Raw genomic sequence first — 19,350 nt, 5'->3', positions numbered from 1 at the left:
ACGAGGCTTGGCGACACAAAAAAGATGCCCCCATGTCAAGAAACTTCCGTCTAGAAGGATTTTTATGCTTGAAGTAGAACTGTAGTATCTAGAAAGCGAGGCGAGTAAAGATGGGGTATCTGTTGGAATTACGAAAGACGGTCGGTAGTAGACCATTGATTAGTGTCGGGGCAACCATCCTGGTCATGAATGAGAAACGAGAACTTTTGTTTCAACATCGTTCCGATACGTTAGATTGGGGCTTTCCAGGCGGTTCAATGGAATTGAATGAAACGTTAGAAGACGTCGCTACTCGTGAACTAAAAGAAGAGACCGGACTGATTACAAACCAATTTGAACTTATCGGTGTTTGTTCGGGTCCACGTTACTATTTCAAGTATCCAAACGGAGATGAAACATATGGCGTCATCCATCTGTTCCATGCGAAACGAGTAAGCGGAACACTGGAAATGAATGACGGGGAGAGTCTAAATCTTCAGTATTTTTCAAAAGACGCTCTTCCGGATCACATTGAAAAAAGAGCAGGCGCGCTCATGGAGCAGTTTGGCGCTTCGTTGTGGGAGTTAGATAGTTCATTCGTAACGAATAGTCCGGAGAACATGTTTCGTTCAAAAAAATAAATCCAGGACCGCAATTGCGGTTCTGGATTTATTTGTCCTGTATTCGATTAAGATGCGAGCTTGATCGCATCACGCTGCTTCCCCAACTTCACGTAACCGAGCACGATCGAGAAGATCGGGCTGAGCCAAAGGAAGAACGCGAACGGTGCGTATTCGAGCACCGGCACGCCGAGTGTCGCGGCGAAGAAGGCACCGGACACACCCCAAGGAATGAGCGGGTTGATGACCGTCCCGCCGTCTTCAAGCGCACGCGACAAGTAACGTGGGTCGATGCCGCGGTCGATAAATCCTTGTTTGAACGCTTGCCCCGGGAGCAAGATCGACAAGTACTGCTCACCGGCGAGCAAGTTGACACCGATCGAACTGAGCACGACTGACAGCACCGAGCTGCCTGGTGACTTCAGACGCTCTAGTAACGCATCGACGATGGCTTGGAACACGCCCAGCTCACGGAGCAGTCCACCGAAAGCGAGGGCAATCAACACGAGGCTGACCGACCAAAGCATCGATTCGAGGCCACCGCGGTCGAGCACGGCCGCGATCGTCTCGTTCTCGACGCCCGACTTGAATCCGGCCTGCATGACACCGAACCAGTTGGAGACGTTCCAGTTACCTTGGACGAATCCGGCCGTCAACACACCGGCGAACATCCCGACGAGCATCGTCGGCAATACCGGCATACGACGGAAGGCGAGAACGGCGACGAGGACTGGGGCGAGCAGTGTCAACCATGACAAGTTGAACCGTCCGGCGAGTGCCGTCTGTGCTTCCGCGATTTGCGTCGTGTCGGCTGCTTGACCGCCGCGTCCGAGAACTGTGAATAAGATGAGTGTGATTACAATCGCGGGAACGGTCGTCCCCATCATAAAGCGGATATGGTCGAACAGTTTGACACCAGCCACAGCCGGTGCGAAGTTCGTCGTATCCGATAGCGGACTCATCTTGTCACCGAAGAGCGCACCTGACACGATGGCTCCGGCGGCGAGCGCCGGGGAAATCCCGAGTGCCATCCCGATCCCGAACAAGGCGACCCCGACGGTACCGACCGTCGTGAAGGCACTGCCCGTGAACGATGACACGATCATCGTGATGAGAAGCACGCTCGGTAAGAACCACTGGGCTGAGATTGTATTTAAACCGATGGAGAGGATCGTCGCCACCGTGCCAGACATTTGCCATACTCCGATCAGCATCCCGATCAACAATAAAATCATGATCGGCATAATCGCTTCACGAATCCCGTTGATCATCGCGGTCTCGATGCGTTTAAAGTCGCGCGTACGATAATACGCGTATCCCCCTATTAGTACCATTGTGCCAAAGATCGCCATATGTGGCGTCGCTTTGGCCAAAAACATCAGTGCGAGCAAGGAAATCCCGCTCATCAGCACGACGAATACAGCCTCTTTCCCTTTCATCTGCATCGACGTCCCCTCCTTTCAGTTACATTATTTTCTACCTAACCGCTTAAACGCTTTTATGCATGAAAGTGTGTCAGTGATGTTCTTTACTATACCTACTTCTCTTTTCCCTGTCAAACGTCTTTTTATGGTAAAGTAAACGCTCGAGGGTGACCTCCGGAGTTCGTAACCTCCTCCGACATCAAAACTAGCGAAAAAGGAAGTGTGCACGTTGCAACACGAAAAAGCATTGGTCGTCTTCAGTGGCGGTCAAGATTCAACCACTTGCCTGTTTTGGGCAAAACAACAATTCTCTCATGTGGAAGCCGTGACGTTCGCCTACGGGCAGCGCCATGATGCGGAAATCGAGGTCGCGAAAGAGATCGCGGCCGAACTTGATGTCCCGCACCACATCCTCGATTTGTCCTTACTCGGACAACTCACCTCAAACGCGTTGACGAGACATGATCTCGACATCGACAATGCGGACGTCCCAAATACGTTCGTCGATGGACGCAACCATTTATTCTTATCTTTTGCGGCCGTCATGGCCAAACAACTCGGTATGCATCACATCATCACCGGCGTCTGTGAGACCGACTTCTCGGGCTACCCGGACTGTCGCGACCAATTCGTCAAATCATTGAACGTGACGCTCAACTTAGCGATGGACTACCCGTTCGTCATCGATACGCCGCTCATGTGGCTCGATAAAAAGCAGACGTGGGAACTCGCGGACCGGCTCGGAGCGTTCGACTTCATCAAAGAGCGGACCCTCACCTGCTATAACGGTGTGCTCGGTTCAGGCTGCGGCGAATGTCCGGCGTGTGTGCTCCGTCAAAACGGGCTCGCTGCATACGAGGAGGTACGCGTATGAAACACGCCCCATTCCTCGCCCCGACGAGCGTCGAAGCCAAACAAGACGGCTCGCTCATCTACTGCCCGCACCGCGTCCAAATCGTCAAAGAAGTGACGTTCGATGCGGCCCATCACTTGTTTGATTACGATGGGAAGTGCCGAGCGCTCCACGGACATACGTACAAACTTCAAATGGGGATCAGCGGTTTTCTCGACAATCGTGGGATGACGCTCGACTTCGGTGACTTGAAAGCCATCTTTAAAGAAGAGCTCGAACCGTATCTCGACCACCGCTATTTAAATGAGTCCCTTCCATATATGAATACGACAGCAGAAAACATGTGCTACTGGATTTTCGATCAGCTCGCTAAGCACTTGCCTGACGAACGCGACGTCCGCGTCGAATTCGTCCGCCTTTATGAGACACCGACGTCCTACGCCGAGTTCCGGCGCGAATGGCTGGTGGACTGATGAAGATCCCTGTCCTCGAAGTGTTCGGGCCGACGTTTCAAGGTGAAGGCCGCGCCATCGGACAGAAGACGATGTTCGTCCGGACCGCCGGTTGCGATTATCGCTGCGCCTGGTGCGACTCCGCCTTCACCTGGGACGGTTCGGAAAAACCCGACATGCTCTCGGCTGACGAAGTGATCGAGCGCCTTGACGCACTCGGGATGTACGATTACGTCACGATCTCAGGCGGCAACCCGCTCCTCATCGCCGGTATGAAAGATTTGGTCGAAAAGTTGAAGGCACGCGGCGTCAAACTCGCCGTCGAGACACAAGGTAGCCGGTATCAAGACTGGCTCCAAGACATCGACGACGTGACACTCAGCCCGAAACCACCGTCGTCCGGCATGACGACCGATTGGGAAAAACTCGACGCCGTCGTCGAACGGCTGCGTCCCGAACAGACGACGTTCAAAATCGCCGTGTTCGATGAGGTCGATCTCGCCTATGCGAAAGACGTCCAAACCCGCTACACCCCGGACGTCATGTACTTGTCGGCCGGCAACCCTGAGCCCGGGGCGGACGGTGACATCACCGACGCGCAGCTCAGACGTTTGAAAGAGTTGTGGGAAGACGTCGCGCGTGACCCGTCATGGCAAAGCGTCCGTGTCTTGCCGCAGCTACACACATTACTGTACGCCAACGAACGTGGCGTCTAAGGAGAATGAATATGAGACCAGAAGACTTACAAGACTTGTCGCTCCTCGGCCAGAAGAGCGTCCCATACATTTTTGAATACGCCCCGGACGTGCTCGAGGCGTTCCCGAACCGGCATCCGGAAAACGATTATTTCGTGAAGTTCAACGCACCGGAATTCACATCGCTCTGTCCGATCACGAATCAGCCGGACTTTGCGACGATCTACATCTCGTACATCCCAGACGAAAAACTCGTCGAGTCGAAGTCACTCAAGCTTTATTTATTCAGCTTCCGTAACCACGGCGACTTCCACGAAAACTGCATCAACGTCATCGGGAAAGATCTCGTCAAGCTGATGGAACCGCGCTACCTCGAAGTGTGGGGCAAGTTCACGCCCCGCGGCGGCATCTCGATCGACCCGTACTACAACTACGGCAAGCCGGGCACGAAGTACGAGCAAATGGCCGAACATCGCCTGTTCAACCACGACTTGTACCCTGAGACGGTCGACAACCGTTAAGCAAAAAGTAGGCGCTCATCCAATTGAGCGCCTACTTCTTTTTGTAACGGTTGATTTGTTGCTTGATTGGTTCGCGGAACACGGTCGCGACGAGTGTCAACACGACAAAGACAGCGAGCGCGAGGATGACCAGCTTCATATCCCCGCTCGCGAGGCTACTACCGAGAAAATTATTAGCGAACGCCCCCGGAATCATACCGACCGAGGTCGCGAAGACATAAGCCGGGAGTCGCACTTTCGCCAAACCTGAGGCATAACTGACCAAATCAAAGTTGACGAGCGGGATCAATCGTAAGATCAAGACGTAAAAGAATCCGTCTTCTTCGATTTTGTGCTGAATCTTCTCATAATCGCTCGATTCGAAATGGCGCAGAAACCGGTCTCCAAAGCGAACCGCTACATAATAAGCGACGAGTGCGCTGAGCGTGGCGCCGATGACCGTATAGACGACACCGGGCAGCGTCCCGAACGCCAACCCGCCCGCAACCGACAAGACGGACGTCGGAAATAAAATCAACGGGCGAACGGTGAACAATAAAATATAAATGAGCGGGGCGAGCCAACCGAATTGAACGATATAATCTCGGATCTCCCCCGGTCGCAAGTCGATCCACTGATAGAGAAACGTCGCTGTCCCAAATACGAGCAAAACGACGGCAATGACCCATTGTGTTTTCCACTTGTTCATCGGTCGACCTCCCCTCTTTCTTTCATCATATCGCCTCACCTCGAAAAAGTAACGCCTTCCTTTTTTTAGGAATCACAGTGTGGTACGGTTAGAAAAAGCAGAAGGAGGAATCCCAATGTACCTGGCAGATGCCATCAAATTGAAACACCTGCTCTTGAAGCAGATTGATAAGTTGTTACAAGAAGTCGAACGGGTCGCGTTCATCGAGCTCGAGAAGGATGAGCCGCTCCCGACGATCCAATCCCGCTCGCTCGAAGATATCGAGGTCGAGCTCCAATCGATTCGGACCGACATGCGTCGTCTCGACCGCCTCGTCTGTGAAGCGCACTTGCATAACGTCATCGAGACGAACGATGGACCGCTCCCGCTCGTCGAGGCGATCGAGTTCGCCGTTCAGTTGCGAGCTCAGGCTCGGATGTATCAAGACCTGGCCGAACGTCCGAAACGCGAATTTCAATCGGGTCACGGTGAAGGCAATTCTGTCATCAAGCACGCGCTTTATGATCCGGAACTGTACCGTCTGAAAGCGCTCGACGTCGAGAAACGGGCCAACCGTATCTCAAGCGCTATCGATGCGGCCAATCACCGGACCGAAATCGATTTTGATGCGAGCCGATATATGTAAGCTAAAAACGCGCCGGGACCTTCCCGGCGCGTTTTACATGTGATGATGGTCGTTATGATGATTGTGGTGGTCATGATGGTGCGAACCAGAACGACGTCTCGGCGCCGGCTCATCGGCGAACTTCTCGCCGTCCAAAATACCGAGCCGCTTATATTGGCGGTCGACCCGTTCTTTCGTCTCGTCTCCTACGTGCGGTGATTCCATGACGAGTTGATAGCTACCGAGCGCCACCCGGAACGGCTCCATCTGCGTGCGATGGACCGGAAACGACTTCACGTCCCGTAAATAATCGGCGAGACGGTTTGCTGATGCGTCATCGGGATGATCTGCGAGGTCTGAGGCGAAGCGTTGCATGTCTTTCAATAGGCCCTTCGTCTTCGTCACTTGGCGAATCATGCTTATAATAGCGATTATAATCACGGTTAGAATGCCGATAATAAAAATCGGAAAAATACTGAACATCCCACTAAAAAACGAATCTCCCATCCCTGTCGAATCGATGTATACTTCTTCCCCGAATGCGAACGTGTTGACCATAATGTCTCCCCCTTTTTTCCTATATACGGACGCCGCTTCATTTGGTTTCATGCCTACAAAAAAAGCCGCGGCACTCGCCACGGCTCAACTGTCAGTTCAATTGTTTCTCCATCATGATGCGCGGTGCGCCATCTTCCGTGTACGCCCCCATGATGTCGTAGCCACAGAGCAGGTTCAAAATGATGACACCTTTGTTCGTGTTGCGCGCTTTCGTCCGAATCGAGTGGAATCCTTGCGCTTTCACCCATTCGAGTTGCGTATCCATCAACTTGCGGCCGATCCCGTACTTTTGAAACTCAGGATGCACGCCGCCAGCCCAGCTATAGAAGCGATATGGCTCAGCCTCGTAGCCGATCTTGAATCCGACGGGCCGGTCGTCAGAAAATGCGAGTAACACGAGCGGGTTGGCATGGCGGTACAGTCGTTCTTTAAAACGAAGTTGGTCGATGTCGCCGTACAGATGGCGATACAGGTTGAAGAATTCCTCTTCAAACTCGCTAAAGTTCGTCGTCACATCTTTCACGATAAATGAACTGGTCGTACTCATCTTTCCATCCCCTTTCGAAATATGGACAAGTTACTCGTACGCCTGTTTATTTCGCCATCTACTCGGATTTTCCTGTTTCTCGCTCAAATGCGTTCAAACCTTTTTGTTTGTACACCCCGAGCGAACGTTTCGGGAGGCTCCGCACCATCCAGTTTTTGAACACACGTTGTTTGTCCTCGATCGATAGTCCGTATCCTTCCGTCACGATATGACGGGCCCGCGTCGTCACATCATAAAGCGAGATGGCGGCAGCGACCGAGATATTTAAACTTTGGACATAACCTTGCATCGGGATGACGTAATTCCCGTCCGCTTTCGCGAGTGCCTGCTCCGACACACCGTGATGCTCGTTCCCGAATAAGAGCACGGTCGGTTTTGACACGTCGACGTCTTCGAGTGGGATCGCCTCTTCGCTGAGCGCCGTCGCGAGTATTTGATAGCCGTCCGCTTTCAACTGATCGATCGCCTCCTCAATGGAAGCGTGTTCGACGACGTCGACCCAGCGATCGGCACTCTTGGCGATAATCGAGTTCGGTTTGAACTTGGCCCGTCCCTCGACGACGTGAAGCGTCTGCACACCGAACGCGTCCGCCGAACGCAATACGGCCGACTGATTGTGCGGATCGTCAACGCCCTCGGTCAATACCGTGATGTGATTCGTCCGCGTGTTCAATACGTCTTGCATCCGCTTGACGCGGTCTGGCATAAGCATCGAGAACAAGAGCCGATCCTCTTCTTTCATCACGCCCGTTCGTAACAACTCTTCAAGCAACGTGGCCTGCTCTTCTTTTGACAATGCTGATGTCGTCTGTCTCCATCCCATTCTTCTCGCCCCTTTCAACCTCTAGTATTTTAGCGGGATTCGTTTCGACTGACAAGCGACGTCGTAAAACAGCGTATTTTCATCCTTCCTTGAAAATTTATAAATTTTAGGAAACCGGTTGCACAAATTTATGCAATCGATTACAATCATTAATGCAAGCGATTGCATTGGCGATCGTTCTTAACAGAGAAAAAGTTCCTAACAGGAAGGAAGCGTATAGCATGAAACAGCTCATCTCATTTGATTTTTGGCAAAAACTCGGTAAGGCCTTGATGGTCGTTATCGCCGTTATGCCGGCAGCAGGACTCATGATCTCGATCGGTAAATTGATCGGCATGTCAGCCGGAGACGTCAGCATCTTGCTCACGACGGCACGCATCATCGAAGACTTAGGTTGGGGCATCATCGTCAACTTACATATCTTGTTCGCGGTCGCCATCGGTGGCTCGTGGGCGAAAGACAAGGCCGGCGGTGCGTTCGCCGCACTGATCGCCTTTATTTTGATCAACCGTGTCACAGGCGCCATCTTTAACGTCAACGGTGCCATGCTCCAAGACCCGGAAGCGACAGTCCAATCCCTCTTTGGGGCCGACCTCGTCGTCGCTGACTACTTCACATCAGTCCTCGGTTCACCTGCCCTGAACATGGGTGTGTTCGTCGGGATCATCGCCGGTTTCCTCGGTGGTGCTCTTTATAACCGGTTCTATAATTTCAGTAAATTGCCGAACGCCTTGTCGTTCTTCAACGGGAAACGGTTCGTCCCGTTCGTCGTCATCCTCGGTTCGGTCGTCGCGGCGATCGCGCTGTCGATCATCTGGCCAACGATTCAAGGGGCACTCAACAGCTTCGGCCAATGGATTGCCACGTCACGTGACACGGCACCGGTCCTCGCGCCGTTCATCTACGGTGCGCTCGAACGTCTGTTGTTACCGTTCGGTCTCCACCACATGCTCACCGTTCCGATGAACTACACGGAGCTCGGTGGCACGTACACGATTTTAACAGGCGCGACAGCTGGTTCAGTCGTCGCCGGTCAAGATCCGCTTTGGTTAGCTTGGGTGACGGACCTCGTCAACCTTCGCGCCGCTGGGGATACGGCTGCTTATAACACGCTGCTCGCTGACGTCGTACCGGCCCGTTTCAAAGTCGGTCAAGTCATCTTGTCGTTCGCCGCACTCATCGGTGCCGCTTATGCGATGTACCGTAACGTCGATGAGGACAAGAAAGCCCAGTACAAGCCGATGTTCCTCTCGGCCGGTCTCGCCGTCTTCTTGACGGGTGTCACTGAGCCGATCGAGTTCATGTTCATGTTCGTCGCTCCAGTCCTTTACGTCATGTATGCACTCATGGCCGGTGCCGCCTTCGCCTTGGCGGACATTATCGACCTTCGTGTCCACGCGTTCGGTGCGATCGAGCTATTGACGCGGATCCCGATGATCATCAAAGCCGGACTCCTGCAAGACTTGATCAACTTCTTCCTCGTCTCGGCTGCGTTCTTCTTCATCAACTTCGGGGTGTTCAACTTCTTCATCAAGAAGATGAACTTGCCGACGCCTGGACGTAACGGCAACTATATGGAAGAAGCGACAGAGCAATCGACGGTGACCGGCAACGAGCAGGTCATGGGGATTATCGCGCTACTCGGTGGGGAAGATAACATCGAGGACGTCGATGCCTGCATGACACGTCTTCGTGTCACAGTGAAAGATATGTCGCTCGTCTCAGAAGAGCGCGAATGGAAAAAGAACGGCGCCATGGGTCTTATCTTGAAAGACCGCGGTGTCCAAGCAATCTACGGCCCGAAAGCCGACGTGTTGAAGTCTGACATTCAAGACGTCATCGGTGCATAATCAACAGGCCAGCTCGTGCGAGTTGGCCTGTTTTTTCTAAAGGAGGACTACTGTGAATATTTTGACGCTCAACTGTCACGCCTGGTTAGAAGATCGGCAACAAGAGAAAATCGACTCAATCGTAGAACGGATCGCGAGCGAGGAGTATGACATCATCGCGCTCCAAGAAGTGAACCAACATAAAGAAGCGCCGCTGATTGACGGTCTCATCCGTGAAAACAACTTTGCCCACGTCCTCGTTGAAAAACTCCGTGAGCAAGGGGTCGCCTATTACATGACATGGGATTTCGCCCATTACGGATATGACATCTACGAAGAAGGCGTCGCGATCTTATCGCGGACACCGTTCGTCTCGACCGAGTCGTTCTTTGTCTCCCAAACGACCGACCCGAACGATTACAAGTCTAGAAAAATCGTCAAAGCCGTCGTCAGTGGCACTGACGAACCGACGGCCGTCTACTCGTGCCATCTCGGTTGGTGGCATGATGCGGACGAACCGGCTCGTCACCAGCTCGATGAACTGCTTCGCCGCGTCGAAGATGACGACCGGGCTCTCCTGCTCGGCGACTTCAACAACGACGCGTTTCTGCGCGGTGAAGGCTACGACTATTTGATCGACCACGGTCTTCAAGACTTGTTCTTTCTCGCGGCTGAGCGTGAAGGCGATGCGACCGTCCAAGGAAAAATCGCCGGTTGGGACGAGAACAAGCAGGCGCTTCGCATCGACTTGATGTTGACGAACGCCCCGATCCACGTTTCGCGTCACGCCGTCGTCTTTGACGGCGACAACGGACCAATCGTGTCAGACCATGCCGGTGTCGAAGCGACCGCGTTTTGGCGATGAGACAACCCCTTTCTTTCTGAACTGGAGAGAAAGGGGTTTTGCTTTGCCAAAAAATCCTGTATGGTTGGAAACGACTGATGTCTAACAACCTTTGAACGAAAGAAGTGATTACATCTTGACGACCACCCCATCGCTCAGTCGCAACGACTGGACGCTCATCTTATCACTGGCGTTGCTCACGTTCGTGCTCGGCACGAGTGAGTTCGTCATTGTCGGAATTTTACCCGATATCGCGGATGGACTGACCATCTCGATTGCCACCGCCGGGACGCTCGTGTCCGCCTTCGCCATCAGCTTTGCCATCGGCACCCCGCTCATGATGTCGTTCACGAGCCATATGCCGAAACGACGACTTATGCTCGGACTCACGCTCGGCTTCATCGTGCTCAATTTCTTGAGTAGCCAAGCACCGAACTACGGTCTTCTGCTATCGACACGCATGGTGACCGCGGTCGTGACCGGTGTGCTCATCTCGCTCGCCATGCTTGTCGCCAGTGAATCGGTACCGCCGACGAAGCGCGGCATCGCCGTCTCGTTCATCTTCGGCGGCTTCACGATGGCGAACGTGTTCGGTGTTCCGCTCGGGACTTTCATCGGGCAACGCGCGGGCTGGGAAGCGACGTTCTTCATGACGACCGCACTCGGTGTCGTCGCCTTATTCGCGGTCTACCGCGTCGTCCCCAACCAGTTATCGAGCGCGAAGACATCGATCTCTGACCAGCTCCGGCTCTTGACGAATCCGCGTATTTTGATCGCCTTCTTCATCCCGGCTCTTGGATTCGGTGCGACGTACGTCGTCTATACGTATCTCGTCCCGATCTTAAAAGGCGTGCTCGGCGTTCCGGTCGCATGGATCAGTCCGATCCTGCTCGCCTACGGTTTCATCTCGATCTTCAGCAACATGGCGGCCGGGAAAATCGCGAGCCATAACCCGATCGGTCGGCTCCGGTTCGTCTTTCTCATCCAAGCGGTCGTGCTCGCGGCGCTTTATGTGACGACGTCGAACGTGACGCTCGGTCTCATCAACATCGCCCTCATGTCGTTCATGGCGATTCTGCTCACGACGTCGACGCAAATTTATTTGATCGATTTGGCCGAGAAGTTCAACCCAGACGCCAAAGGTCTGGCCTCGTCACTCATGCCTGTCGCGAGCAACGTCGGCATAGGCATGGGGTCTGCTCTTGGTGGTCTCGTCTATGCGAACGCACCGGTCATGATGCTCGCCCTCGTCGGTGGCGCCGTCGCCTTACTGACCGCGGCTTTGACGTCACTCAGTCATCGTCTCGACCAACGCTAAACAGCGTGCCCGAACCCGGGCACGCTGTTTTTTTAGAGCCAATCTACGATTTGATCGATCGTCTCATCAAGTTGCTGTTTCGCGCTGAGCGGGCTGTCGTTATCCCCGTCTTGCGGCCCGTACATCCCAAAGTTGGCATGATTGCCACCTTCGATCTGATGGAACGTGGCGTCACTCGGCACGCTGTCACGGCTCGCCTCGATATCGGCCGGTGTCGCCAGACCATCCAATTCACCCGAGATCGACAAGACGCGCAAGTCGCTATCCGTCATCGAGCTGATCGGATACGAGGCGAGGAAGATGACCCCGTCGACTTTATCTTCGTTTTCGAGCGCATAGCCCGAGGCGGCCGAACCGCCGAGCGAATGACCGGCGACGTACCAGCGCTCGATATCGGGATATGCCTCGATGATTGTTTCCGCTGCATCGATATCTAAGATGCCGAGGTTCAAGCGCAGCGACGGGATGGCGACAAAGTGCCCTGCTTCCGCCAATCTGGTCCCGTAATAGGCATACGCCTCTTTATCGACTTTTGCACCCGGATACAGGATAACACCGACCTCGCTCGCCGGGTCACCGAACTCTAGTCGGTTGTCGACTTGTTCGGCTTCGGCCGCATAGCCAAGCGCTTCATCCGTCGGTCCGTACGTCAGTTGCGTCCAAACGACGAAGCCGATCACGGCGACAAGGATGACGGCAAGCAACGACAGCCCGATCCACTTCAGTTTTCTCTTCATTATATACCTCCATTTGCATCCACTTCGTCGTCACGGTACACTAATAGTAAAAAAGGGAAATACCAGGGGGACACCATGACGAAAAGTTCTGTAACCACGACGATTCAGTGGTTTATTTTTATTTTAGCTACCAATATTGTACCACCGCTCGCCATCGCCGCCCTATTTGAACTGTCGCCGGCCGAGACGATGACGTTCATCTCGCGCTCGCTGTTCATCTTCGCACTGTTCAGTATCATCCAGACGCTGTTCGGTCACCGTCTGCCGATCTTAGAAGGACCGGCCGGCATTTGGTGGGGTGTGTTCACACTTTATGCCTCGATCGGCCCTGCCCTTTACGGTAGCGGGCAAGAGACGCTCCAAGCGCTCGGCTTCATGCTGTTCTTGAGCGGTGTGCTCGGCGTGGTCATGACCGTGACCGGACTGCTACGGCGCATGTTGTCGCTATTCACGCCTCAAGTGCTCGGTGTCTATATGATTTTGCTCGTCCTGCAATTATCCGGTGCCGTCATTAAAGGCGGTTTCGGTGTGAGCGAGGACGGCATCAATATCGTGCAAGCCGTCGCGACAGCCGGGCTCGTCTTATTCGCACTCACGCTCGAGCGGAGCCGCTTCAAACAATACGGTCTCGTCATGACGCTTTTCGTCGGATTCGGATTGTTCAACCTGCTCGGTCTCGGCAACCCAATCGTTCGTTCGGACTCGTTCTTCCTCGTTCCCGAGCTGTTCCCGTTCGGGGCTTGGGTATGGGATTGGAACTTACTTCCGACCGCTTTCGTCATCACACTTCTACTCATGACAAACGTGCTCGCGAACATTAAATTGATTGAGCGCATCGTCAGTTCACGGACGAAACAACAAGTCGAAGGCAACGTCGCCGCGTCCGGCGTCGTCAGCGGCGTCAGTCAGATGGTCGCTGGTTTGTTTGGAACGCCTGGACCGGTCGCGATCTCTGGGACAGCCGGTTTCTTATCGTCAACGGAGAGCGTACACCGTGCCCCTCACCTCGTCGCTCACGGCTTAATGATGGTGCTCGCTTTAATCGGACCGTTCGTGTCGCTCATCGCAAGCATCCCGGCCGCGGTCGGGTACGCCATCGTCACCCCGCTCATCGCGACGATGATCATCATCGGGATTAACGAGGCCGCGTTCGAGTTGAACCAAAAGACGGCGTCGCTCACGGTCGGCCTGCCGCTCGTCATCGGGGCCGGGGCGATGTTGCTCCCGCCTGGAGCGATGAATGATTTACCGCCGCTCCTTGCGACCGTGTTCTCGAACGGTCTCGTCCTCGGGACGGTCGTCGCCTTGACGACCGCCATCCTAAGCCGAATCCACGACTAAAAAAGAACTGACCTCGCGCCTGAGGTCAGTTCTTTTCGGTTACGTGCATATGGAAAGCTTTGTCGTGCGGCAAGACGGCACCGTCTTCCGCCTCGAAGTGTTCGCGGTCCTTGAAGTAAGCCGCAACCGTCAACGTGTCCCGATGGAGGGCACGCTTGAACGCTTGCTCGGCCGTGACCGGTGTCCCGTCATCGTTCTTCAGTTCGAGACCAAGCAGCTTGTAGCCGATCGTTTGACCACCGCGGCTCATCTGGCACGCCTCGATCGCATACGAGACGAGTGTCGGTGTGATGACGGTGTGGACGAACTCGCTCTTCACTTTCTTCCGAACGAGCTGTTCGACACCGAAACTTAGTAACCCGGCAATGACACCGTCAATCATGACGGCTTTCGTGCGTTTACTCGTCACTCGCTTCATTGGCTCATTCCCTGCATCATTCCAGACGTCAACACTTCCGTGCCTTGTCCTTCTTCTGCCGCCATGATCAAGGCTCGGGCCACATGTAACGCTTGGATTGGGGCCGCGTTTGGCACTTTTTCGAGCAACAGCGGTTGGAATGGGCGGCTGACGACTTCAGCCGCTTTCTCACCGAGCCGGAACGACTCGCGGTCGCCGAGTAAGAGCGACGGGCGAGCGATAATCAAGTGCTCGAACCCGAACACTTTGAGCCCGTTCTCAAGTTCACCTTTCACTCGGTTGTAGAAGAACGGCGAGCGCAATGACGCACCTTGTGCCGAGACGACAGCGTAACGTGTGGCGCCGTGCTGTTTCGCGACACGCGCGACTTCGAGCGGTAACTCGAGGTCGACATGTTTGAACGCCTGCTGCGATCCGGCGACGGCAATCGTCGTACCGAGTGCACAGTACACATCGTCAATGTGAGGCAACGTCTCATCCATCTTCTCAAAGCCGACAATTTCATGTAATTTCGGGTGACTCCAACGTTTCGATCGGCGGACGACGATCCATACCGCGTCATACCGTTCTTGTTCGAGCAACTGCTCGACGAGCTCGCGTCCGATCAAACCGGTCGCGCCGACAACGAGTGCTGTTTTTCCCATCCTAGTTCCCCCTTGTTACGTACTCCTTTCAGTCTAGCTGACTTGCCGTTCATCGGCAACGACCTCGTCGGGACTGAACCGATCGACGAGACGGAAGAAACCGTTCAAGAACAGGGCTGTGAATGAGCCGGCAACGATGGCGCTATCCGTGAACAGTTGAATCGATTCCGGCATATTGGCGACAATACCTGGGTTGGCCGTGATGCCGAGCCCGATGCCGATCGAGAGCGCGATCGTGATCAAGTTCTCGTTTTTCGCAAAATCGACTTGGCTAAGGATGCGAATCCCCGACGCGGCGACCGTTCCGAACATGACGAGCATCGCCCCACCGAGCACCGGTTTCGGGATGAGCGTCGTGAACGTCGCGACTTTCGGCAAGAAGCCGAGCAAGATCAAAAGTCCGCTCGTCCAAAAGATGACACGACGTGATTTGACACCCGACAGCTGGACGAGTCCGACGTTTTGACTGAACGTCGTGTACGGGAAGCTGTTGAAGATCCCGCCGAGGATCGTCGCCACACCTTCGGCTCGGTACCCTTTCGTCAATTCGTTCGATCCGATCGGTTTTTTCGTGATGTCACTCAATGCCAAGAACACACCGGTCGATTCGATCATCGAGATGATGGCGACGAGCGTCATGACGAGAATGGCCGACACGTCAAACGTCGGCACCCCGAAGTAGAACGGCTGCACCATTTGGAACCAGCCGGCCTCACGGACCGGGCTGAAATCGACGAGACCGAGGAACGCGGCGACACCGGTACCGATCAAGACGGCGAACAAGACCGCTGCCGCCCGACTGAAGACGGTACCGACTCGGTTCAAGACGAGAATCAAACCGATCGTCAATCCGCCGAGCGCCAAGTTTTGCATCGAAGCGAAACCAGGCTCACCCGGTGTCCCGCCGCCGATATCATTGATGGCGACCGGGATGAGCGAGAGGCCGATGATCGTCACGACCGAACCAAGGACGACCGGCGGGAAGAATCGGGCCAGTTTGCCGACGAAGCCTGAAATCAAGATGACGATGACACCGCTCGCAATCAACGCCCCATAAATCGCTGTAATACCGCTCGAACTGCCGATGGCGATCATCGGACCGACCGCTGTGAACGTACAACCGAGCACGACCGGTAGCCCAACACCGGTGAAGCGGGTCGTCCATACTTGAAGCAATGTCGCGACGCCGCACATGAACAAATCGATGGCGACGAGATACGCGAGCTCAGTCGGTCCGAGCCCGATGGCCCCACCGACGATAAGCGGGACGATGGCCGCGCCTGTGTACATCGCGAGCAGATGTTGGAACCCGAGACTGGCCGTTTTGAACGTGTTCATCGGACCACCTCTACGAATGAGATGCTATCTGCTCCAAGTTTGGCGATACGGGCGAGTGATTCGACACGATACCCTTTGTCGATCAGTTTTTCCCGTCCTGGCTGGAACGACTTCTCGATGACGATGCCGACACCCGCGACGGTCGCACCGGCCGACTCGACGAGCTGCGTCAAACCGAGCGCCGCTTCCCCGTTCGCGAGGAAGTCATCGATGACGAGGATACGCTCATCCGGTTGGACGAAACGACGGCTCAAGCTGATGCGGTTCGTCTCTTGTTTCGTGAACGAATAGACGTCCGCTTCGACGAGGTCGTCTTGGAGCGTGAGTGATTTTCGTTTGCGGGCGAACACGAACGGGATGCCGAGCTCGAGCGCCGTCATCATCGCCGGGGCGATCCCGCTCGATTCGAGTGTGACGATTCGGTCGATCTGGTCATCACGGAATCGGTCTGCGAATTCACGACCGATCGCCTGCATCAATTCAGGATCGACTTGGTGGTTCAGGAACGCATCGACTTTCAATACTTGGTCCGACAAGGCACGGCCTTCGTCTCTAATTTTGTCTTCTAACTGCTTCATTGTGTTTCCCTCCAATAAAAAAATGCGATTCGTCACCCCTACCCGGGGACGACGAACCGCATGAAAACACAAAGAATGCACACGACAAGCGTCACCCGTAGTCGAACCATTTACGGTGGTTCGGTAGAGACTTGTGAGCCATATTCTCACGGATATACGAGTGCGAATCTTTTTAGTTATATAAGATAAAGTTTATTGTAGACGAGATTGTAGAAATTGCAACCCGTTTATGAAAAGACTGCTAAAAGTCCGATTTTTCTGAAACTGCTGTATACTGAAGATACTGGAAAAACGAGAGGAGCCACATCCATTATGAAGCTATTCGTTCTTGGTGCCACCGGCCGGACCGGTCATCAGTTTGTCGATCAAGCGATCGAGCACGGCCATCATGTGACCGCCTTCGTGCGCGAACAGAAAAAACTCATCCCGACCCCACAGCTCGAGATCATAGAAGGCGACGTCTCGGACAGTTCGGCGTTGACCGACGCGCTCAAAGGGCACGACGCCGTCATCAGCTGTCTCGGGACCGATTTGAGTGACGCCGATTTCTTGGCCAGCGTGACCGATGCACTCGTCCCCGCCATGAAAGCGAACGATGTGACGCGCATTCTGTACCTCGCGTCTGCCGGGATTGACAAAGAGATTCCCGGGATCGCCGGAACGGTCGTGACGTTCATGCTCCGGAAGCCGCTTCGCGACCACCGGGCCGCGGTCGACCTGTGGCGCAACTCGTCGTTCGACTACACGATCGTGCGGCCGATGCAACTGACGGACGGTCCGCGAACATCGGTGTACCGGACGGACATCGACGGGATCCCTGCCGACGGTAAACAGATTTCACGCGCTGACGTCGCCCAGTTCATGTTGAACACGGTCGAAGAGAACAGTTTCGTCCGGCAGTCGATCGGACTGGCGTACTAATTTTTTTGAATCCATGCTACAATATCGGATAGTCAACTTTGAAGGGAACGAATACGAATTATGAGTATATTAACAGTACAAAACTTGAGCCACGGTTTCGGTGACCGCGCCATTTTAAATGACGTGTCTTTCCGTCTATTAAAAGGTGAACACATCGGCCTCATCGGAGCAAACGGTGAAGGAAAATCGACGTTCATGAACATCATCACGCGCAAACTGCAACCGGATGAAGGGAAAATCGAGTGGGCGAAAAACGTCCGCGTCGGTTACCTCGACCAGCACGCCGTCCTCGCACGCGGGATGACGATTCGTGACGTGTTGAAAAGCGCGTTCCAATACTTGATCGACATGGAGACACGCATCGGCGAACTCTACATGGAAATGGGCGACGCGTCACCTGAACAGATGGACGACATGCTCGCTGAAGTCGGCGAACTGCAAGAGACGCTCGATTCGAACGACTTTTATATCATCGATGCGAAAGTCGAAGAAGTCGCCCGCGGACTCGGTATTTTAGACGTCGGTCTCGACCGCGATGTCGCTGACCTGTCAGGTGGACAACGGACAAAAGTGTTGCTCGCGAAGCTACTCCTTGAGAAGCCGGACATCCTCCTCCTCGATGAGCCGACCAACTATTTGGATGAGATCCATATCGAGTGGTTGAAGCGTTACCTCCAGAACTACGACAATGCGTTCATCTTGATCTCGCATGATATCCCGTTCTTAAACAGCGTCATCAACTTGGTCTACCATATGGAGAACCAAGATTTGTCGCGTTACGTCGGCGACTACGACAAGTTTATGGAAGTGTACGAGATGAAACGGTCGCAGCTTGAGTCGGCTTATAAACGCCAACAAGCGGAAATCGCTGATTTGAAAGACTTCGTCGCCCGTAACAAGGCCCGCGTCTCGACACGAAACATGGCGATGTCACGTCAAAAGAAACTCGACAAGATGGACGTCATCGAGCTGAGCGCGGAACGTCCGAAGCCAGAGTTCCGTTTCTTGCAGGCGCGCACGTCAGGCCGTCTCATCTTTGACGCAAAAGGTCTCGTCATCGGTTACGATGAGCCGCTCTCACGTCCGCTCGACTTGCAGATGGAGCGCGGTCAGAAGATCGCCCTCGTCGGCGCGAACGGAATCGGGAAGACGACACTCTTGAAGAGTCTGCTCGGCTTGATCAACCCACTTGAAGGAACGGTCGAACGCGGCGAGTTCTTAGAGATCGGCTACTTCGAACAAGAAGCGGCCGTCAGCAACAACACGTGTATCGAAGAGATCTGGAGCGAGTTCCCGTCGCTCAACCAGCAACAAGTCCGGGCCATGCTCGCGAAGTGTGGTCTCATGACGAAACATATCGAAAGTAAAATTGCCGTCCTCAGTGGTGGCGAGAAGGCGAAAGTCCGCCTCTGTAAGCTCCAAAACAACGAGTCAAACTTACTTCTTTTCGATGAGCCGACGAACCACTTGGACGTCGACGCGAAAGAAGAGTTGAAGCGTGCGTTGAAAGAGTATAAAGGCAGCATCTTGCTCATCAGTCACGAACCGGAGTTCTACCAAGACATCGTCACCGACGTCTGGAACTGCGAATCGTGGACGACAAAAGTATTCTAAAACG

Annotated in this window: 22 protein-coding genes and 1 riboswitch; of the genes, 12 read left to right on the top strand and 10 right to left on the bottom strand. The window is 54.2% G+C overall.

Annotated elements, in window-relative coordinates:
• The first annotated feature begins 110 nt into the window (after positions 1–110).
• A complete protein-coding gene (locus EVJ23_RS10730; RefSeq protein ID WP_131441732.1) occupies positions 111–620 on the top strand; it encodes an NUDIX hydrolase in 510 nt (169 codons plus the stop codon).
• A 47-nt stretch (positions 621–667) separates the two neighbouring features.
• Here EVJ23_RS10730 and nhaC read toward each other — a convergent pair whose 3' ends face one another.
• Positions 668–2,044: a Na+/H+ antiporter NhaC gene (nhaC, locus tag EVJ23_RS10725; RefSeq protein WP_131444130.1), complete on the bottom strand. Its 1,377-nt coding sequence runs from the start codon at positions 2,042–2,044 to the stop codon at positions 668–670.
• A 208-nt stretch (positions 2,045–2,252) separates the two neighbouring features.
• Between nhaC and queC the strand changes: the two genes are divergently transcribed.
• Genes queC through queF form a run of 4 tightly spaced genes read left to right on the top strand, consistent with a single transcriptional unit; the run spans position 2,253 to position 4,544 of the window.
• Positions 2,253–2,897, top strand: coding sequence for a 7-cyano-7-deazaguanine synthase QueC (queC, locus tag EVJ23_RS10720; RefSeq protein ID WP_035386372.1), 645 nt, complete (start codon positions 2,253–2,255; stop codon positions 2,895–2,897).
• Positions 2,894–3,349, top strand: coding sequence for a 6-carboxytetrahydropterin synthase QueD (gene queD / locus EVJ23_RS10715; RefSeq protein WP_016509716.1), 456 nt, complete (start codon positions 2,894–2,896; stop codon positions 3,347–3,349). Before queC ends, queD begins: the two co-directional genes overlap by 4 nt.
• Positions 3,349–4,044 (top strand): 7-carboxy-7-deazaguanine synthase QueE, encoded by a 696-nt coding sequence (queE, locus tag EVJ23_RS10710; protein ID WP_201739236.1) that lies wholly within the window; start codon positions 3,349–3,351, stop codon positions 4,042–4,044. Before queD ends, queE begins: the two co-directional genes overlap by 1 nt.
• 11 nt (positions 4,045–4,055) lie before the next feature.
• A complete protein-coding gene (gene queF / locus EVJ23_RS10705; protein ID WP_070328325.1) occupies positions 4,056–4,544 on the top strand; it encodes a preQ(1) synthase in 489 nt (162 codons plus the stop codon).
• Between the two features lie 31 nt (positions 4,545–4,575).
• On the opposite strand, the gene EVJ23_RS10700 is transcribed toward queF, so the two are convergent.
• Positions 4,576–5,232 carry a TVP38/TMEM64 family protein gene (locus tag EVJ23_RS10700; RefSeq protein WP_131465962.1) on the bottom strand — a complete coding sequence of 219 codons (657 nt, stop codon included), beginning with the start codon at positions 5,230–5,232 and terminating at the stop codon, positions 4,576–4,578.
• A gap of 115 nt (positions 5,233–5,347) precedes the next feature.
• On the opposite strand from EVJ23_RS10700, the gene EVJ23_RS10695 reads away from it, so the two are divergent.
• Positions 5,348–5,857, top strand: coding sequence for a hypothetical protein (locus tag EVJ23_RS10695; RefSeq protein ID WP_131465960.1), 510 nt, complete (start codon positions 5,348–5,350; stop codon positions 5,855–5,857).
• A gap of 33 nt (positions 5,858–5,890) precedes the next feature.
• On the opposite strand, the gene EVJ23_RS10690 is transcribed toward EVJ23_RS10695, so the two are convergent.
• From EVJ23_RS10690 to EVJ23_RS10680, 3 genes are all read right to left on the bottom strand, one after another.
• The gene (locus EVJ23_RS10690; RefSeq protein ID WP_131465957.1) at positions 5,891–6,394 is read right to left on the bottom strand and encodes a hypothetical protein; all 504 of its coding nucleotides are present in this window, start codon (positions 6,392–6,394) and stop codon (positions 5,891–5,893) included.
• A 91-nt stretch (positions 6,395–6,485) separates the two neighbouring features.
• The gene (locus EVJ23_RS10685; protein WP_236633530.1) at positions 6,486–6,941 is read right to left on the bottom strand and encodes a GNAT family N-acetyltransferase; all 456 of its coding nucleotides are present in this window, start codon (positions 6,939–6,941) and stop codon (positions 6,486–6,488) included.
• A gap of 58 nt (positions 6,942–6,999) precedes the next feature.
• Positions 7,000–7,764, bottom strand: a complete 765-nt coding sequence (locus EVJ23_RS10680) for a TrmH family RNA methyltransferase (RefSeq protein WP_070328329.1) — start codon at positions 7,762–7,764, stop codon at positions 7,000–7,002.
• Positions 7,765–7,985: 221 nt separating this feature from the next.
• On the opposite strand from EVJ23_RS10680, the gene EVJ23_RS10675 reads away from it, so the two are divergent.
• The 3 genes from EVJ23_RS10675 (at position 7,986) to EVJ23_RS10665 (ending at position 11,755) form a co-directional block, all read left to right on the top strand.
• Positions 7,986–9,614: a PTS transporter subunit IIBC gene (locus EVJ23_RS10675; RefSeq protein WP_131465955.1), complete on the top strand. Its 1,629-nt coding sequence runs from the start codon at positions 7,986–7,988 to the stop codon at positions 9,612–9,614.
• 52 nt (positions 9,615–9,666) lie between these two features.
• The gene (locus tag EVJ23_RS10670) at positions 9,667–10,458 is read left to right on the top strand and encodes an endonuclease/exonuclease/phosphatase family protein (protein WP_070328331.1); all 792 of its coding nucleotides are present in this window, start codon (positions 9,667–9,669) and stop codon (positions 10,456–10,458) included.
• Between the two features lie 91 nt (positions 10,459–10,549).
• Positions 10,550–11,755 carry an MFS transporter gene (locus EVJ23_RS10665; protein WP_131465953.1) on the top strand — a complete coding sequence of 402 codons (1,206 nt, stop codon included), beginning with the start codon at positions 10,550–10,552 and terminating at the stop codon, positions 11,753–11,755.
• Positions 11,756–11,787: 32 nt separating this feature from the next.
• Here the strand turns inward: EVJ23_RS10665 and EVJ23_RS10660 are convergent, their stop codons facing one another.
• Entirely contained in the window at positions 11,788–12,492 is a 705-nt protein-coding gene (locus EVJ23_RS10660) for an alpha/beta hydrolase (RefSeq protein WP_131465951.1), read from the bottom strand.
• A gap of 75 nt (positions 12,493–12,567) precedes the next feature.
• On the opposite strand from EVJ23_RS10660, the gene EVJ23_RS10655 reads away from it, so the two are divergent.
• On the top strand, positions 12,568–13,833 hold the full coding sequence (locus EVJ23_RS10655) for a purine/pyrimidine permease (protein WP_071398849.1): 1,266 nt from the start codon (positions 12,568–12,570) through the stop codon (positions 13,831–13,833).
• Between the two features lie 25 nt (positions 13,834–13,858).
• Here EVJ23_RS10655 and EVJ23_RS10650 read toward each other — a convergent pair whose 3' ends face one another.
• From EVJ23_RS10650 to EVJ23_RS10635, 4 genes are read right to left on the bottom strand one after another with little or no spacing between them, the layout of a single operon-like run.
• A complete protein-coding gene (locus EVJ23_RS10650; RefSeq protein ID WP_131441701.1) occupies positions 13,859–14,251 on the bottom strand; it encodes an RDD family protein in 393 nt (130 codons plus the stop codon).
• Positions 14,248–14,895, bottom strand: coding sequence for an NAD(P)H-binding protein (locus tag EVJ23_RS10645; RefSeq protein WP_131465949.1), 648 nt, complete (start codon positions 14,893–14,895; stop codon positions 14,248–14,250). Before EVJ23_RS10645 ends, EVJ23_RS10650 begins: the two co-directional genes overlap by 4 nt.
• 33 nt (positions 14,896–14,928) lie before the next feature.
• A complete protein-coding gene (locus EVJ23_RS10640) occupies positions 14,929–16,233 on the bottom strand; it encodes a nucleobase:cation symporter-2 family protein (protein ID WP_071398846.1) in 1,305 nt (434 codons plus the stop codon).
• The gene (locus EVJ23_RS10635) at positions 16,230–16,811 is read right to left on the bottom strand and encodes a xanthine phosphoribosyltransferase (protein WP_131465946.1); all 582 of its coding nucleotides are present in this window, start codon (positions 16,809–16,811) and stop codon (positions 16,230–16,232) included. The genes EVJ23_RS10640 and EVJ23_RS10635 overlap by 4 nt, the downstream gene beginning before the upstream one ends.
• A 78-nt stretch (positions 16,812–16,889) precedes the next feature.
• A riboswitch (purine riboswitch) is annotated at positions 16,890–16,991 on the bottom strand.
• A 132-nt stretch (positions 16,992–17,123) separates the two neighbouring features.
• On the opposite strand from EVJ23_RS10635, the gene EVJ23_RS10630 reads away from it, so the two are divergent.
• Positions 17,124–17,732 (top strand): NAD(P)-dependent oxidoreductase, encoded by a 609-nt coding sequence (locus EVJ23_RS10630; RefSeq protein ID WP_131465945.1) that lies wholly within the window; start codon positions 17,124–17,126, stop codon positions 17,730–17,732.
• 60 nt (positions 17,733–17,792) lie between these two features.
• Positions 17,793–19,346, top strand: a complete 1,554-nt coding sequence (locus EVJ23_RS10625; RefSeq protein WP_070328340.1) for an ABC-F family ATP-binding cassette domain-containing protein — start codon at positions 17,793–17,795, stop codon at positions 19,344–19,346.
• Positions 19,347–19,350 lie beyond the last annotated feature (4 nt).

This window comes from Exiguobacterium sp. SH1S1 (genome assembly GCF_004337245.1).
Taxonomy (GTDB): domain Bacteria; phylum Bacillota; class Bacilli; order Exiguobacteriales; family Exiguobacteriaceae; genus Exiguobacterium; species Exiguobacterium aurantiacum_A.
Note: the sequence above shows the minus strand (reverse complement) of the source record. Positions and strands in the feature narration are given on the sequence as shown.

What these genes read in the sequence shown, in the direction of transcription:
- EVJ23_RS10730 (WP_131441732.1), top strand. Translation starts at nt 111, where the DNA reads ATGGGGTATCTGTTGGAATTACGAAAGACGGTCGGTAGTAGACCATTG.
- nhaC (WP_131444130.1), bottom strand. Translation starts at nt 2,044, where the DNA reads ATGCAGATGAAAGGGAAAGAGGCTGTATTCGTCGTGCTGATGAGCGGG.
- queD (WP_016509716.1), top strand. Translation starts at nt 2,894, where the DNA reads ATGAAACACGCCCCATTCCTCGCCCCGACGAGCGTCGAAGCCAAACAA.
- queE (WP_201739236.1), top strand. Translation starts at nt 3,349, where the DNA reads ATGAAGATCCCTGTCCTCGAAGTGTTCGGGCCGACGTTTCAAGGTGAA.
- queF (WP_070328325.1), top strand. Translation starts at nt 4,056, where the DNA reads ATGAGACCAGAAGACTTACAAGACTTGTCGCTCCTCGGCCAGAAGAGC.
- EVJ23_RS10700 (WP_131465962.1), bottom strand. Translation starts at nt 5,232, where the DNA reads ATGAACAAGTGGAAAACACAATGGGTCATTGCCGTCGTTTTGCTCGTA.
- EVJ23_RS10695 (WP_131465960.1), top strand. Translation starts at nt 5,348, where the DNA reads ATGTACCTGGCAGATGCCATCAAATTGAAACACCTGCTCTTGAAGCAG.
- EVJ23_RS10690 (WP_131465957.1), bottom strand. Translation starts at nt 6,394, where the DNA reads ATGGTCAACACGTTCGCATTCGGGGAAGAAGTATACATCGATTCGACA.
- EVJ23_RS10685 (WP_236633530.1), bottom strand. Translation starts at nt 6,941, where the DNA reads ATGAGTACGACCAGTTCATTTATCGTGAAAGATGTGACGACGAACTTT.
- EVJ23_RS10680 (WP_070328329.1), bottom strand. Translation starts at nt 7,764, where the DNA reads ATGGGATGGAGACAGACGACATCAGCATTGTCAAAAGAAGAGCAGGCC.
- EVJ23_RS10675 (WP_131465955.1), top strand. Translation starts at nt 7,986, where the DNA reads ATGAAACAGCTCATCTCATTTGATTTTTGGCAAAAACTCGGTAAGGCC.
- EVJ23_RS10660 (WP_131465951.1), bottom strand. Translation starts at nt 12,492, where the DNA reads ATGAAGAGAAAACTGAAGTGGATCGGGCTGTCGTTGCTTGCCGTCATC.
- EVJ23_RS10655 (WP_071398849.1), top strand. Translation starts at nt 12,568, where the DNA reads ATGACGAAAAGTTCTGTAACCACGACGATTCAGTGGTTTATTTTTATT.
- EVJ23_RS10650 (WP_131441701.1), bottom strand. Translation starts at nt 14,251, where the DNA reads ATGAAGCGAGTGACGAGTAAACGCACGAAAGCCGTCATGATTGACGGT.
- EVJ23_RS10645 (WP_131465949.1), bottom strand. Translation starts at nt 14,895, where the DNA reads ATGGGAAAAACAGCACTCGTTGTCGGCGCGACCGGTTTGATCGGACGC.
- EVJ23_RS10640 (WP_071398846.1), bottom strand. Translation starts at nt 16,233, where the DNA reads ATGAACACGTTCAAAACGGCCAGTCTCGGGTTCCAACATCTGCTCGCG.
- EVJ23_RS10635 (WP_131465946.1), bottom strand. Translation starts at nt 16,811, where the DNA reads ATGAAGCAGTTAGAAGACAAAATTAGAGACGAAGGCCGTGCCTTGTCG.
- EVJ23_RS10630 (WP_131465945.1), top strand. Translation starts at nt 17,124, where the DNA reads ATGAAGCTATTCGTTCTTGGTGCCACCGGCCGGACCGGTCATCAGTTT.
- EVJ23_RS10625 (WP_070328340.1), top strand. Translation starts at nt 17,793, where the DNA reads ATGAGTATATTAACAGTACAAAACTTGAGCCACGGTTTCGGTGACCGC.